Source organism: Nitrosospira briensis, from assembly GCF_900115125.1.
GTDB lineage: Bacteria > Pseudomonadota > Gammaproteobacteria > Burkholderiales > Nitrosomonadaceae > Nitrosospira > Nitrosospira briensis_A.
Window position 1 is genome coordinate 759,854 of sequence record NZ_FOVJ01000001.1, and the last position, 13,111, is coordinate 772,964.

Below are 13,111 nucleotides of genomic sequence, written 5' to 3' on the forward strand. Positions count from 1 at the left end.
AAAACTGCCTTGCCTCGATACCATATAAGGAAACCACTATCATGCCCAACGGAACCAGCCCAAGCGAACGAAGCTTTTTCAGGCCTAAAACCATGGAAACGGGACGGCATGAGTCTTATGAGCAGGCTGTCGAAGGAGAATATGTCTTCCGCATCGATCGGGGCGGGCAGTCGCCCTTTGACACCTACAACGAAGCAACGAAGGAACTGCAGGGCATCATTCGCGCTTGCCTTGAAGATAACAAATCCTCCCGTGCACACGGCAGCTTGTGGTCGCTGAGCACGGTCGCCGTGACCAACGGCCGTCTCATTGACAATACAGCGCTGCGGCTGGCATTTGAAGTGCCTTCGGCAATCGCCGATCCCGCCTACGCCGGCGATACCGCGAAATTGCGCTTCGTTGAATGCGGCAATTCGGTTGCCGCACTCAACGACTATCTCTTTGCCAACGGCTTGTCCATCAAGGGTTGCGGCTCAAACAACGGCCAGACTATTGCGGGCGCCCTCTCGACAGGGACACATGGCGGCGCTTACCGGTTCGGCGCGATGCAGGAGATGGTGGTGGGGCTCCATCTCGTTACCGGGCCGGACAGGCATGTTTACCTGGAGCGGAAATCCGCTCCAGTCATGCTGCCTGCCTTCGCGCAAAGCATAGGGGCGGAGTTCATCCAGGACGATACCTTGTTCAACGCGGCGCTGGTAAGCCTGGGGTCCTTCGGGATTATTCATGGCATCATGATCGAAACGCGGAATCTGTTCGCGCTTAACGCCGTCCGGTTCAGGCACCCTTATAATGACAGACTCAAGGCGGCGATCGCGGCATGCGATCCCACCATGATCCCCCTGCCGGCGGAAGCGGAAGCCATACCCAGAAACAATCCCTACCACTTCGAAATTTTCTTCAATCCTAATGAGGGCACACCGCCGAGCGATGCCATTGTTCTGGTCATGTACGAGGCGGACTATGATCCCGCCACCTATGTCGCCCCGGCATGGAATGCGGGAGAGCCTGGCCTGGGCGCATCCGGGCTCGATATCATGGGTGCCCTCGTGGGCCGCATTCCCAGTCCCCTGAACAAGCTCGCCGTGCCATTGCTGAATACTCAGGTGAATCAGGAATTCTCGCCCTACTTCAAGAAGGCAATCATCCGCGACCTCTTCCGCGGCGAGAAGACCTTGGGCAGGACGCTGGCGTGCGGTGTAGGCATGCCCCTCGCGCGAGCCATCGAAGCGATGGAAATTGCCTTCAAAATATATGAGGATGCCAGTGTTGTCCTGCCGCTTATACTTTCGCACCGATTCGTCAAGGGCACAAAGGCACTGCTGGGGTTCACCCGCTTCGAGACGACCGCTGTCCTGGAGATGGATGCGGTGAATACGCCGGAAACCCGCGCGTTCTTCAACAAGGTTTGGGAGGCACTTGATGCGGCCGGCATTCCTTTTACCCTGCATTGGGGCAAATACAGCGCTTTTCTCACACCGGACCGGGTGCGCGATCGCTACGGCGATTCCACTGTCGATCAATGGCTGGCCAGTCGTGAGAGACTGCTTGAAAACGTGGCGGTACGGCAAATATTCAACAACGAATTTACTGCCCGCGTGGGATTGGCAAATTGAGGAATTGAAGCCTCGGCTGCTGGACAGCGGAAAGAAAAAACGGATGGCAAGCTGGCTTCAATCGCTCACCTGTCACGCAAAAATCTGCTTGACCGTCGCTCTTATAATACCGGCTGAATCGGAGTCGCCGCCCATAATGGCGGAAGCATAGGCTCGAGCCTGTTCCCACGTAACGTGCGGGGGCAGAGGGGGAACATCAGGATCGGTACATGCCTCCAGCACAACAGGCCGGTCCGCGCTCAATGCGTAATCCCACGCACTGCCAATATCTTCCGGGCGATCTACCCGAATACCGTGCAGCCCAATCAGCTTGGCGTAACTTGCGTAAGGAAAGTCGGGCACGTCCTGCGCTTCGTCGAATTTCGGATCGCCTTCGGTTGCCCGCTGTTCCCATGTCACCATATTCAGGTCGCGATTGTTCAGAACCATCACGACAAGCCGCGGGTCGCTCCAGCGGCGCCAGTATTTGCCGATAGTAATCAACTCATTGATGCCGTTCATTTGCATCGCGCCATCCCCTGCCATGGCTATTATCATCCGGTCCTGGTAGGCAAACTTGGCTGCGATCGCGTAGGGAACTGCTGATCCCATGGTGGCGAGTCCACCTGAAAGCGACGCCATCATACCCCGGCGGATCTTCAAATCGCGGGCATACCAGAAAGCCGAAGAACCCGAGTCTCCGGTCAGGATGCAGTTATGCGGAAGCCGCGACGATAATTCCCAGAATACTCTCTGAGGGTTGATTGGATTCGCGGGCTCCATCGCCCGTGCTTCCATCGTTTTCCACCACTCGGCCACGTTGCTTTCCACCCGATTGCGCCAGGTGCGGTCTTCCTTCTTTTTCAACAGCGGAATCAATAGCTTCAACGTTTCGGCGCTGTCTCCGACAAGATTCACCTCCATGGGATAGCGGATGCTGATCATGCGACCGTTAATGTCAATCTGGACGCCGCGTGCCTCGCCCTCTTCCGGCAAAAATTCTGAATAAGGGAACCCGGACCCAATCATCAGAAGCGTGTCACATGTCTTCATCATATCGTAGCTCGGCTTGGTGCCCAGCATGCCGATGGCGCCGGTGACGTACGGCAGATCATCAGGCACAGCAGCTTTGCCCAGCAGCGCTTTCGCAATACCGGCGCCAAGCAGATCAGCTATTTCAATAACCTCATTCGTGGCATTGAGCGTTCCGGCGCCAACCAGAATAGCCACTTTCGAGCCGGCGTTAAGCACGTCCGCAGCATGTTGCAAATCTTCCGCTTGGGGAATGACCCGGGGCGCCTTGTATCCAACCCCTGAATGAATGGTACCGTGTTCGTGAGGCGGCTTCTCGAAATCCATATCCTGAATATCGTTGGGCACGATAACGCAGCACACGGTTCGCTCAACCTGCGCAATACGCATTGCGCGATCAAGGACATGACGCATTTGCGCTGGCGTGGTTACGGCATGCACGTATTCGTGCGCTACATCCTTGAATAGTGAAACGAGGTCGACTTCCTGCTGGTAGCTGCCTCCCAGCGCAGTACGTTTTTGCTGGCCGACAATAGCGACCACCGGCTGGTGATCAAGCTTGGCGTCATACAAGCCATTGAGCAGATGAATCGCGCCCGGCCCCGAAGTCGCAAGACAAACGCCGACTTCCCCGGTGAATTTGGCATGCGCACATGCCATGAACGCCGACATCTCTTCGTGTCTTACCTGGACAAAGTCGAGCTTGTCCGAAGCCCGGCTTATCGCTCCCATAATGCCGTTGATGCCGTCACCCGGAAAACCGAAGACTCGTTTGACTCCCCATTCGGATAAGCGGCGAACCAGAAAATCGCTGACGTTTTCTTTCATGATCAAGCTCCCGGTTTATGGGGCGAGCACCTCGCAAGATACAGGAAGTATCGCAAGCATCAACTTCGACGACTGTGCGGTAGGGTACGCAAACTACATCGCAAGGCCTCAACTTCAACCCGGCAGTCTGCGATCTCTTGCATGATCCAGATTGGTCAGGCGCTGTTTTTCACCGCAACATCCATAGCGGTCCGAAGGCGCTCTAACCTGAATTCGGTAGTTGGACGAGGGGAGATACTCGGCTATTGAACCGGAGTGACCTGAATTACACCGGGGTCATCGGCAAACTCCAGCAGCAACCGCCGCACGCGGTCCTGCCAGGCATTTGCAAAAGCCGTACGCAGCGCATCATCAGCGCGGTCTTGCAGGATAGCCGCCAAACGCTCCCCCTGAGCGGGATCACCCGGCACTTGGGAAATATCAAGCCTTACTGCCACGGTCGCGCGGGTATCGAGCCGTTTGAACAAAATCGCTTCTCCTTCGCGACGCTCGGAAAAGCTGAGCAATCCCTGGCGTTTGAAGCGGCCGGCAATGCCATGAAAACCATTATCGGAAGCGGCACCGGTCAGCAGGGTCAGCACTTGCGCCATCACACCGGTCACGCCTTCCTTTTCAGGCGCTGGCATGTGTACGGCAATGGCGCCGCGCTCCGCTGGCTCATCCGGGTAAAGCGCCGCCAGTCCGGCACGGCCGATAAGAAACGCGCCCGCAACCGTGGGGCAAGAATGGCCAGCCAGACGCACGGCATCAAGGTAATGGTACTCAAGGACGCCGCCGCTAGCGGCTCCGAGCATCGCAGCGAACGGATCATGAGTCCGTATCACCGGAGCCTGTCCATAAAAATCGGGAAAATTCATTGGCGCTCCTTTTGATTCTGGAAGGGAATGGACGGTACGGCGCGATTAACGGGCATCGCTGTCGGCGGCGGCGTTGACACCGGCAAAGCGCGAGTGCGATTGCAGCTGTGGAAAAAACGTACGTTCTTCATAACGTACATGCGTGCCGAGAAGGTCGCCGAACCTTTGCAGTCTCGCCGATGGTTCAAGGATGCACGGACCCCGGGCAAGAAGCCGCAGTTCTGCATGTTCCGAGATAATTCGCGCCACTGCCTCCGGATCAAGCTCATCCACGACGGTTTGTATCAGTCTTTCCTCCCGTTCGAAATGCTCGGCCAGCAGTTCATGCCAGTGAGCTTCGATACTCCTCAATGCGGCAGCCAGGATGGCGGGGTCATCACTTTTGGATGTACGCCGCGCATCGCGCGCCATTACCAGCGACGTATGGTGCTCGCGCGACAATTCGAGCAACAGACCGATTCTGGACATTCAGCTTGAGAAGGGTTTGATCACGGCAACCATAAATGGAAAACGGGTCATGGTCTCATCGTCTTTAATGCCTCAGCCCACTTGTATAGCTCGTTCAGCAGCGATATGCCCGAGTTGCGATGTTGTTCGCTCGGCATGAAATTCTGACTATCATCAAACAGGCTGGAAACATTCTGTATCGCGACAGCCTCCATCATCGGCATCATTTTCAGCGTGGTCAAGGTAAGTTTTTCAACCAGGGCTGAGCGCATGCCGCCTGAAACGCCGCCATAGCTCACTATCCCCGCAGGCTTGTAGTTCCATTCCTTGTAAACATAGTTAAGCGCATTCAAGAGAGACGGCGGGGGCCCGAAGTTATATTCCGGGGTCACGAATACATAAGCATCCGCCGCATTCACGCTCGCAGCCCATTTCTTCGTATGGGCATGCTGGTAGTTCTGGCGCACAGGATGCTCCGGTTCATCATAAACCGGAAGATGGAAATCCGCGAGGTCGAGCAGTACGGCGTCAAACTTCTCATGTTGCACCGCAAGCTCATGGAACCATTTGGCGATAGGGGGACCGACACGACCCGGTCGAGTACTGCAGATGATGATGTGAAGTTTTAGAGCCATATTTTTCCTTGTTTGACACGCCACGTTAGAATGCCCTGTTACCCAGGGCAACAAACCGTCTGGCTCGGTACAAAGCTGTGATTACATGATGGTACGGGAGGGAAACCTGGAATTCAAGCTGAATGAAGATTACCGCTCCCAAACGAAACTCAGGATGCGGCCTGAATGATCGGCCTGTCGCGCAACGCGAAGAAAATGGTGCCGTCCGGCTTCAGGATCGCAGCGGATGGCAGCGGGAAGCAACAGAAGTGCAATATAGGTAGCGGGGTACAGCCGGATCGATTCGACAGAATAGAGGGCAATATTTTCAGCACCCTCTAATAGCTGGGAGAGCCTCTACGGCGGCCATTCCCAAGCTATCAGATGGTGACGACGGTAGTGACCGCGAATTCGAGGCCGTCTCTAATCGTCTTTTTTGATCTTGATACGGCTATGAACTTTGGTAACGCCGTCAACGGATTTAGCGATTGAAATCGCCTTGTCCTCCTCGGCGCGGGTATCAGCGGTACCGCTCAGCACGACCACGCCATCCTTGTCTGTATCGACCTTGATATCCATCGCGCTGACCTGTTTGTCCTTGGCGTACAAGGCCTTTATTTTGGTGGTAATGACTGAATCGCTGACGAATTCCCCGACACTGAACGGCTCTTTATCCGCGGAATAGCCTGCGAGTGGCGTAAAAAACAGGCCAATTGCAAGAATAGCTGCCAAATGTTTGGTTGTTTTCATGATTTCTCCTAATGGTTGGGATCTCCATAGTCGCGTGTCAGCTCTTCCTCGTCTGTTCGCTCGCTCACATATCGAAGATATCCGCAGGTCCCGTTTCATTCATGCATAGCCAACCCCGGCAAATAGGTGGCGAGCTTGTCAAAACATTCATTCCAACCCTCCTCATGCGAGTCGCGATCCTCGATCGACTGAAATACCGCCTGATGGAACGATTGTTCCGTTTTAACGCCCAATGCAGCGAAGCTCACTGTCACCAGCGTTTCGTGGCCGGGTTTGCCTTCGGAATCCTCCCAGGCATGGGTAAAGATAATGCGCTCCGGTGCTACGACCGCCCTGTAGACGCCCTGAACACAATGATCCTTGCCTTCCGGGGAGCGCATGCACATGCGCCAAAGGCCACCAGGGCACACCTCTCCCGCGGAAAAAATAATCTTGAAGCCTGCCGGACATCCCCATTGCTTCAAGTGCTCAGGTTGGGTCCACATCTTGAATACAAGGATGGGCGGCGCATCGAAGATGCGATTGATGGAAAGTCCCAGTTCCAGCGATTGTGTTAAAGAACTGTTTTGTTCAGTCATCCTCTTCTCCTTGCTGATTCAAGTGGATAATGGCACAGGCAAACGAATTCTGTTTAAAAGAGAGGGAGTACGCCCACGCTGATTTTTTAGCCCCCTATGGAATTGAAGGGATTTACCTTCTTTCCATACGATCCGCTTTCTTCGGTTCGGAAGTCAGGCAGGCTTTTAATGTGAGTTATACCTGAAACTGGTGTTGCCGGACAAGCGCCCAAAAAGGCCACTACTCAGCGGTGGAAGAAATAGGGGGAAAGCCGGTAAGGGGTGAGTGGGTGACGGTAGAGGTAAAGCAGCAAAGGCGAAACATGGTGGACAGCAATGCCATTGAGTTCTACTCTACTTGTTACCGACTCTTTCGATATGTAAATCCCTTTCGCCGGGTCGGTTAAGGTTACGCGATGGGTAATTCAGGTGCTGTTAGAATTTCCAGCTCAAATTGGCGCGGACTCCATTATCCACAATGTTATGCAGAACCTGCCCATTGTAATAAATGCCAAGGGTGGCGGCTTTAATGATGTTGACATCGAGGCCTCCGGATATCACGATTGCATCGCCCGCTATCGGCACCCCGGCAGTGGCAAAAGACGAGCCGCCTGCAAAGGCGAAAGTCGAAAGCGGGGTCCTGTCGCCGAAGGCATGGCGCCAGCCGAGTGTGCCGCGCAATGTCGTAGTCATCCTGTCTGCGCTTGAAAACGTCTTTGCCGCGTTGAGGCCAACCGTCGTGTAAGCCGTGCCCTGATTGTCCTTTGGACTGCGCAGGGCGGCCGGTCCTCCACGTTCCTGAAAACTGTTTGCATCCAGGTTGACGTAAGCAATCCGGGCAAACGGCTCGAGCAATACCATATCAAATGGAAGCCCATACCCCACCTCGCCAAATACCTGAGCGGTGTGGGCAGTATAGTTTCCCTTGGCATGGTCCGAGAAACCGGCAAAGGCAATATTCCGGTTGGTTTCGAGGTCGTGCCAGACGTATGCCGAGCCGAGGCGCAGACCGAGCGGTCCCCACTGTGTAGCTCCATAAAGCGAAATATGGTAGTTATCGCTTGAACTCGTCGAGAGCTGATTCACATTGTAGAAGCTGTGGCTGTAACCGGTCGCGACGCCAAGCAGGAATTTATCGGCAATGAGCACGTCGCCGCCGAGAAAGACTCCGCCGATATTGCGGCCGATCCGGGTGGCGTTGCCGTCGCCGTCGCGATGCCCGAAAGAACCGAAGGAACGGCTCCAGAAAGTGCGTCCCGTGGCAGGGCTATGCTGAGTCGCCTGTCCAGCCAGTCCCGAGGCCTGCGCGCCAGTTGCACTGAAAGCCTGCCTCATCCGGTCAGATACCGCTTCGCGCATAAAGCGGCTGTCCTCGATCATTACTCCCTTCACACTCGCATGACCTTCTCCCGAAAGCGTATTGAAAGCGCGCCGCGCGCTCTCTTGGTCGGGTAGGTCAACGATAGCGCTATAGATGGGATTGCCGGGCCCCAGGCTCTCCGCCCCGCTACCCCCGGCACACTGGTTACGAGTACCGGCGATATCGCAAAAGCGCAGGATATCGAGATAAACATTGTTCAGATCATAGGCAAGCCCGAGATTAATGCGAGGCAAGCCTTGCGCAAGCGTATCGAACCTGCCGGTCAAGCCATCATTGGCGGTCAGAATGGTGTAACGGCTACCTGGAGCATAAGCGCCCCCTGCAGCAATAACAGAAACCCTCCCGCCCTGGATATCGGCGAGGCCAGAGACGACAATCCTGTCGCTTACGCCAGCAGGCGCGATTTCCACCTCATAAGTGGAACCGGCGAGTTGAACGTAGTTGCCGTTGACCGTCAGCGTACCGATTGAATTTCCCGGCGCTATCGTACCGGCTACAACTGTCGTTTCCATTCCACCCGCGGCGCCAATGTCCCCATCGCCCTGAAGGCGGCCGCCTGCCAGCACATCGAGTGTTCCACCCAGCGCCCCTTTTATCGCGAGCGTGCCGTCATTAACGAAGGTGTGCCCCCCGAAGCCACCAGAGTCGCCCGTCAGTGTCAGCAGACCGGCGCCCTGCTTATTCAAATCGCCTGTACCGGAAATAACGCCACCATAGCTGATGTTGCCGGAACGATTGAAGGTCAGCACTCCATTGTTGGTCACGTTACCGGAAATACTGCCGAGCATTCGGCCGTCGCCAATCTGTAGCGTCCCGGCATTGATCGTCGTGCCCCCCGTATAGGTGTTGGTGCCCGTCAGAATGAGCGCGGCTGCCCCGGTCTTATTCAAGGTGCCGCCCCCGCTAATCGTTTCGTTCACAATCAGATCCGAATCTGTCTGGAATGTGTCGCCCGCTGTATTGAGCGTGACGCTGCGTCCCGTCGAAAATGCGGCCGTGTTTGCCAGCGTGCCGCCGTTGAACGTGACCGCCCCCGAGGCAGCGCCGAGGTTGGCGTCTGAACTTACCGACAGCGTTCCTGAGGTCAGAACCGTGCCTCCGGAGTAGGTATTGACAGCTGTCAACTCCAGCAACGCGGGACCCATACCGACGACATTGAGCCCGCCCGTTCCGGACAGGACACCATTCATCCTGGCATGGCCGTTGCTGGTCCCGCCTTCGACCTGAATGGTGCGATGCATGCCACCAAGATCAATCCCGTTCTGGAAATCGAGCATACCGTTATTGGATGTACCCAGGATCAGGCGATTGCCGGTAGGAACAAAACGTCCGCTCCCCCAGGTCAGCGTTCCGCCCCCACCGCCGATATCCACAACACGATCGCTACCCGAGGATTGGAAGCCGCCATCACCCGTCCAGCGTACTTGCCCGGCTCCCATACCCAGGCTGCGCGTAAAATCGCCGGAAGCGCCAGTCAACTCAATCGACCCGCCCGCTCCAACCGCTCCATTGAATACCAGATTGCTGCCAGCCGAAAGCGCACCCGCGCTGCCAAGCTGAAGAACGCCCTGGGTTACTGTAGTCACACCGGTGTAAGTATTGTTTCCCGATAATGCCATGCGGCCAGCACCGTTCCTTGTCAGGGAAAGCAGATTACCCCCTGTATCGGCCAAGTCTCCCGCCAGCGTTCCTCCGATTCCATTCAAGTTAAGAGTGGCCGAGGCAGTCAAGATTGGGGAGCCATCCCACGTTTTTCCCTCTCCCCCTTGCACGTTCACTGTGTCACCTATCAGCGTGTAATCATGCACAAAATCGGAATTGAAATGAAAAGTTGTACCTTTGCTTAGCACCAGGTCGGAAGCTGCCGTCGAAACACCCAGAGCGTTCGCATTATCCACACGAAGTGTGCCCAGAATAACCGTTGCTACGCCGCTAAAGCCCGTGTTGTCGGCGGTCAAAATCAGCGTACCCGAGGCGTTTTTGATAAATCCGCCGGTGCCGGCAAGAGTTGAGTTGATTATCGCCACTGGCGCATGAACAAAAATGGTGGGACGGGTTCCGCCGCCAAGCGTCAGCGTGCTGCCACTTATAGTATATCCATCTGTTCTAAAGGTAATATTGTGGGCGGCGATTGGCATGCTCAGCGTTATGTTGCCGGCCGTTCCGCCAAGGATCGCATTATCGAACGTAGGGTTTTGCCAGGCCTGAAAGCTCGCGCCGTTGAGCCAGTTTGGAGAACTTGTGTCCCAGGTTCCGCTGCCGCCGGTGCCCGATCCGGCGTTATTGGCATCCCACGTGAGATTCTGCTGGGCGTAAAGCGGCGGCATTAAGGCCGGAGCCGCCAATAATGATGTAATGACGAATCTCATTTGAAGAGAAACGCAATTTTTTCTTTTCGTCATTTATCCAGGACCAATAGGAAGTCCGGTTTCCCCGGGAGATTCGTTTTTAGGAAAATGAGTGGAGCAAGGCGCACCCGCCGAAACAGACAATTCCTTATGGCTTACCGTCAGGTTCGTGTTTGCGTGACGGTTGAATCATACCAACCACCCATTCCCGTCTTAAAGCTGAAGTACGCAAGGCCTGGGACGTTCTAGTGCTTGAAGCGGTAGAAGAACAACTTCCACAAGAGACAGAGTGGCTTGGAAGAAGGACTTTAACTGTAAGAAAGCGCCGCGGATACCTGTTAAATATTACAGGTCCGTGATTACGGAAGCAGGATTCGGGCTTCTTCTGCCTGGCGCCAATTCGCTTCGGCACACCGACATAACTGCATGCTTGTGGTCAGGAAGCGGGACTACTATGAGACCGCTTTCCGGCGGCGACCAAGCATGATTCCGGCACAACCGATCATCACCAGCGCAATTGATGCGGGCTCAGGAACTTCAGCGGTAATCGCGGGTTGCGGGGGTATGGGCGCTGCTACTGTTTTTTGAATTTGATAAGTTCCTTCGATGCCTTCTTCCCAGTAAGATCTCATATCGCCTTCATAATTATTGGCGTAATACGATATCCCGAGAAAGTAATTGCCGGGATCGAGCTCCAGCGCCAGCTGGGAGTAACGAGGACCGCCGCCAATGTCGTCGTTAAATGAAAGTAAGCCGCCTGATTCATTAAAAAGGGATAACATAGTATCGAAATCGGAACCGTCGGTATTCGCTAGGAAGAAGCCACCTGCCCATTCAAAGCCGTAAACATCGGCACCATCGTTTTCGTGAATCGCACCGAATATCGTAGCCGTATCCCACGGAATGTAGTTGGCCGTTTCGGCTGTAGTCCCCGCGTCCCCTGTTTCAAAATACATGCTTGCGCAAGCAGGATAGGATCCCGCCAAAATAACAGCCGGTACGAGTGCTGCAAAAAGCTTTTTAAATACTGAAATGACCTTCATCGTATCCCTCTTCAAAATCCTGATATGTCGTTCGAATAGTCAGCGTTTGCATTTATCCTTTTCGCTCCTGTTTCACATCCAAAACCTCGCGCCGCCACCAGCGCGCGGGTCTTTCCATAAAAAAACAGCTTGCGAGAGGCGCATAATACCGATTTGAAGATTCGTGCCAATTGTACTGAAGTACACCTTTGATGCCGCTTGATACCCTTGACACCGGGGAAAAGACTAAGCGCACCGTTTACCAGTTCAATGTCGGCACACTCACCACGTGGCCTGTGAGAACTGCAGCGATAGATAAATTTGGGGGGACGGGGAGATACGCTGGAACTCGGCGGCGATGCAATACTATCAATACCGCATGCCTTGGATCACGCGGATTTCGAGGAACTGGTCAGTGCGTCGATCACCTGTTGTGATGACCTAACAACAACTTCCGTCATCACCTTCCGGAACCCATCGTTCTTGATTCGCTATTAATAGCCTGCCGAAATCGAGGCGGAATACCTCTTGGCTTGCATCAGTGAAGGCTTGCTTTGGCTCCGGCATAACGTGCAAGGAGTCCGGCGGCATCCATACCTGTCCTGCGCGCCATATATATACCCGCCTGGATGTCAATGCTATCGGATGCCGGATGCAGAACAAGCAGATGAAAGTGATGCGCGATTGCTGACTGGGTAGCCGCATCGGGAAGCCGGTGGCGCCTGGTAGTGAGCCATGATAAAACCGCCAACAGCAACTTGACCGACGGTTTCTCGTATTGTGATTTAAGATTTTGCATAAATAATTCATTAAGAGAATGTCGGCTTCACCCATGGCTTGAAACCAAATCTCTTCCGGGATTCTAAAGAACAAACATTAATGATAATGAGAATGATTGTCAATATTATTTACAACTCTACCGGGATTCTGATTAAATCGAATGCAGATGAAAGGGATATTCATGCGTCTGGGAAAACGGCCGCCAACTCCCGACGGGAGAAGTTTGGCGGCCATATCTTCTTTGATTTCAACCGCTGGCTGGTTTCAGGTGGTCAGCCGTGTTTAACTTAAACTTAAACGGATTGCAGGCTAATACCGTTTAAGTGGAGCGGGCCCGGAATCCGGGTTCTCATTCCTGGTATCGTGGTGCGGTTCAGTTCCGGTAACAGACTTCGCTTCTTCACGCGTTTCCTGTTTCTTGCTGGAGCGGTTTTCTATTTTCTCCTCAACGCGGTTCCCATGGGTTTCCTCGCTGACAAGGATGCTTTCGTCCGATTCGTCCGGCAACTGATCAGATAGTTCATCTTTTCCTATTTCCTCATCTTCGGGCTTCGGGGGATTTTCCATTTTGGCTCCTTCGATTTGTTTCGGCAACAGTGCACATTCATTCTCATAAAATCTCCTGACAGATTCCGTGCGATAGCGCACTTGCCCGGCACTCGCCGCATTATAAAGACAGGCAGGAAGACAACTACATTCTTCGCACCCAAGGTTTCAACGGTTACCGATTTGCGCACGCTTACTGGTTGAATCTCCCTATTCCCCAAATGCGACAATTTTCGAAAAACGAATCCTTATGTCGGGTAGCGAACGGAACGTTTCCCGTACGGACTTCATTATTGCAGAGCCGAAAATATTGGCGAGATGCCGTTCGGTACAAATCACACAATCAAGACAACC

The 13,111-nt window shown here is 54.3% G+C and carries 13 protein-coding genes; 3 read left to right on the plus strand and 10 right to left on the minus strand.

Translation table 11 applies throughout. The annotated features are described in order from the left end of the window. Positions 1-41: 41 nt before the first annotated feature. Entirely contained in the window at positions 42-1,616 is a 1,575-nt protein-coding gene (locus tag BMZ14_RS03445) for an FAD-binding protein (protein WP_074794688.1), read from the plus strand. A gap of 72 nt (positions 1,617-1,688) precedes the next feature. Here the strand turns inward: BMZ14_RS03445 and BMZ14_RS03450 are convergent, their stop codons facing one another. The 4 genes from BMZ14_RS03450 to BMZ14_RS03465 form a co-directional block, all read right to left on the minus strand. Next, positions 1,689-3,455: a thiamine pyrophosphate-requiring protein gene (locus tag BMZ14_RS03450; protein ID WP_074794690.1), complete on the minus strand. Its 1,767-nt coding sequence runs from the start codon at positions 3,453-3,455 to the stop codon at positions 1,689-1,691. A 242-nt stretch (positions 3,456-3,697) separates the two neighbouring features. Beyond that, positions 3,698-4,312 (minus strand): hypothetical protein, encoded by a 615-nt coding sequence (locus tag BMZ14_RS03455; RefSeq protein ID WP_074794692.1) that lies wholly within the window; start codon positions 4,310-4,312, stop codon positions 3,698-3,700. A 45-nt stretch (positions 4,313-4,357) separates the two neighbouring features. Further along, positions 4,358-4,780, minus strand: a complete 423-nt coding sequence (locus BMZ14_RS03460) for a hypothetical protein (protein WP_074794696.1) — start codon at positions 4,778-4,780, stop codon at positions 4,358-4,360. A 47-nt stretch (positions 4,781-4,827) separates the two neighbouring features. Then, positions 4,828-5,394, minus strand: a complete 567-nt coding sequence (locus BMZ14_RS03465; RefSeq protein ID WP_074794699.1) for an NADPH-dependent FMN reductase — start codon at positions 5,392-5,394, stop codon at positions 4,828-4,830. A 165-nt stretch (positions 5,395-5,559) separates the two neighbouring features. Here BMZ14_RS03465 and BMZ14_RS15010 point away from each other — a divergent pair, with 165 nt between their 5' ends. Continuing rightward, positions 5,560-5,715, plus strand: coding sequence for a hypothetical protein (locus BMZ14_RS15010; RefSeq protein WP_177186897.1), 156 nt, complete (start codon positions 5,560-5,562; stop codon positions 5,713-5,715). A gap of 81 nt (positions 5,716-5,796) precedes the next feature. Here BMZ14_RS15010 and BMZ14_RS03470 read toward each other — a convergent pair whose 3' ends face one another. The 5 genes from BMZ14_RS03470 to BMZ14_RS03490 all read right to left on the minus strand — a co-directional run bounded on the left by BMZ14_RS03470 (position 5,797) and on the right by BMZ14_RS03490 (position 12,230). Beyond that, positions 5,797-6,123 carry a BON domain-containing protein gene (locus BMZ14_RS03470; RefSeq protein ID WP_074794702.1) on the minus strand — a complete coding sequence of 109 codons (327 nt, stop codon included), beginning with the start codon at positions 6,121-6,123 and terminating at the stop codon, positions 5,797-5,799. A 95-nt stretch (positions 6,124-6,218) separates the two neighbouring features. Beyond that, positions 6,219-6,701: an SRPBCC family protein gene (locus BMZ14_RS03475; RefSeq protein ID WP_074794705.1), complete on the minus strand. Its 483-nt coding sequence runs from the start codon at positions 6,699-6,701 to the stop codon at positions 6,219-6,221. A gap of 414 nt (positions 6,702-7,115) precedes the next feature. Beyond that, positions 7,116-10,430: an autotransporter outer membrane beta-barrel domain-containing protein gene (locus tag BMZ14_RS03480; protein ID WP_074794708.1), complete on the minus strand. Its 3,315-nt coding sequence runs from the start codon at positions 10,428-10,430 to the stop codon at positions 7,116-7,118. Positions 10,431-10,861: 431 nt separating this feature from the next. Further along, the gene (locus BMZ14_RS03485; protein ID WP_074794710.1) at positions 10,862-11,452 is read right to left on the minus strand and encodes a DVUA0089 family protein; all 591 of its coding nucleotides are present in this window, start codon (positions 11,450-11,452) and stop codon (positions 10,862-10,864) included. 517 nt (positions 11,453-11,969) lie between these two features. Beyond that, complete coding sequence (locus BMZ14_RS03490; protein WP_074794712.1) at positions 11,970-12,230, minus strand: hypothetical protein; 261 nt, start codon at positions 12,228-12,230, stop codon at positions 11,970-11,972. Positions 12,231-12,322: 92 nt separating this feature from the next. On the opposite strand from BMZ14_RS03490, the gene BMZ14_RS03495 reads away from it, so the two are divergent. Then, entirely contained in the window at positions 12,323-12,502 is a 180-nt protein-coding gene (locus BMZ14_RS03495) for a hypothetical protein (protein WP_074794715.1), read from the plus strand. An 18-nt stretch (positions 12,503-12,520) separates the two neighbouring features. Here the strand turns inward: BMZ14_RS03495 and BMZ14_RS03500 are convergent, their stop codons facing one another. After that, the gene (locus BMZ14_RS03500) at positions 12,521-12,778 is read right to left on the minus strand and encodes a hypothetical protein (RefSeq protein ID WP_143071873.1); all 258 of its coding nucleotides are present in this window, start codon (positions 12,776-12,778) and stop codon (positions 12,521-12,523) included. Positions 12,779-13,111: the final 333 nt, after the last annotated feature.

What these genes read in the sequence shown, in the direction of transcription:
- BMZ14_RS03445 (WP_074794688.1), top strand. Translation starts at nt 42, where the DNA reads ATGCCCAACGGAACCAGCCCAAGCGAACGAAGCTTTTTCAGGCCTAAA.
- BMZ14_RS03450 (WP_074794690.1), bottom strand. Translation starts at nt 3,455, where the DNA reads ATGAAAGAAAACGTCAGCGATTTTCTGGTTCGCCGCTTATCCGAATGG.
- BMZ14_RS03455 (WP_074794692.1), bottom strand. Translation starts at nt 4,312, where the DNA reads ATGAATTTTCCCGATTTTTATGGACAGGCTCCGGTGATACGGACTCAT.
- BMZ14_RS03460 (WP_074794696.1), bottom strand. Translation starts at nt 4,780, where the DNA reads ATGTCCAGAATCGGTCTGTTGCTCGAATTGTCGCGCGAGCACCATACG.
- BMZ14_RS03465 (WP_074794699.1), bottom strand. Translation starts at nt 5,394, where the DNA reads ATGGCTCTAAAACTTCACATCATCATCTGCAGTACTCGACCGGGTCGT.
- BMZ14_RS15010 (WP_177186897.1), top strand. Translation starts at nt 5,560, where the DNA reads ATGATCGGCCTGTCGCGCAACGCGAAGAAAATGGTGCCGTCCGGCTTC.
- BMZ14_RS03470 (WP_074794702.1), bottom strand. Translation starts at nt 6,123, where the DNA reads ATGAAAACAACCAAACATTTGGCAGCTATTCTTGCAATTGGCCTGTTT.
- BMZ14_RS03475 (WP_074794705.1), bottom strand. Translation starts at nt 6,701, where the DNA reads ATGACTGAACAAAACAGTTCTTTAACACAATCGCTGGAACTGGGACTT.
- BMZ14_RS03480 (WP_074794708.1), bottom strand. Translation starts at nt 10,430, where the DNA reads ATGAGATTCGTCATTACATCATTATTGGCGGCTCCGGCCTTAATGCCG.
- BMZ14_RS03485 (WP_074794710.1), bottom strand. Translation starts at nt 11,452, where the DNA reads ATGAAGGTCATTTCAGTATTTAAAAAGCTTTTTGCAGCACTCGTACCG.
- BMZ14_RS03490 (WP_074794712.1), bottom strand. Translation starts at nt 12,230, where the DNA reads ATGCAAAATCTTAAATCACAATACGAGAAACCGTCGGTCAAGTTGCTG.
- BMZ14_RS03495 (WP_074794715.1), top strand. Translation starts at nt 12,323, where the DNA reads ATGATTGTCAATATTATTTACAACTCTACCGGGATTCTGATTAAATCG.
- BMZ14_RS03500 (WP_143071873.1), bottom strand. Translation starts at nt 12,778, where the DNA reads ATGGAAAATCCCCCGAAGCCCGAAGATGAGGAAATAGGAAAAGATGAA.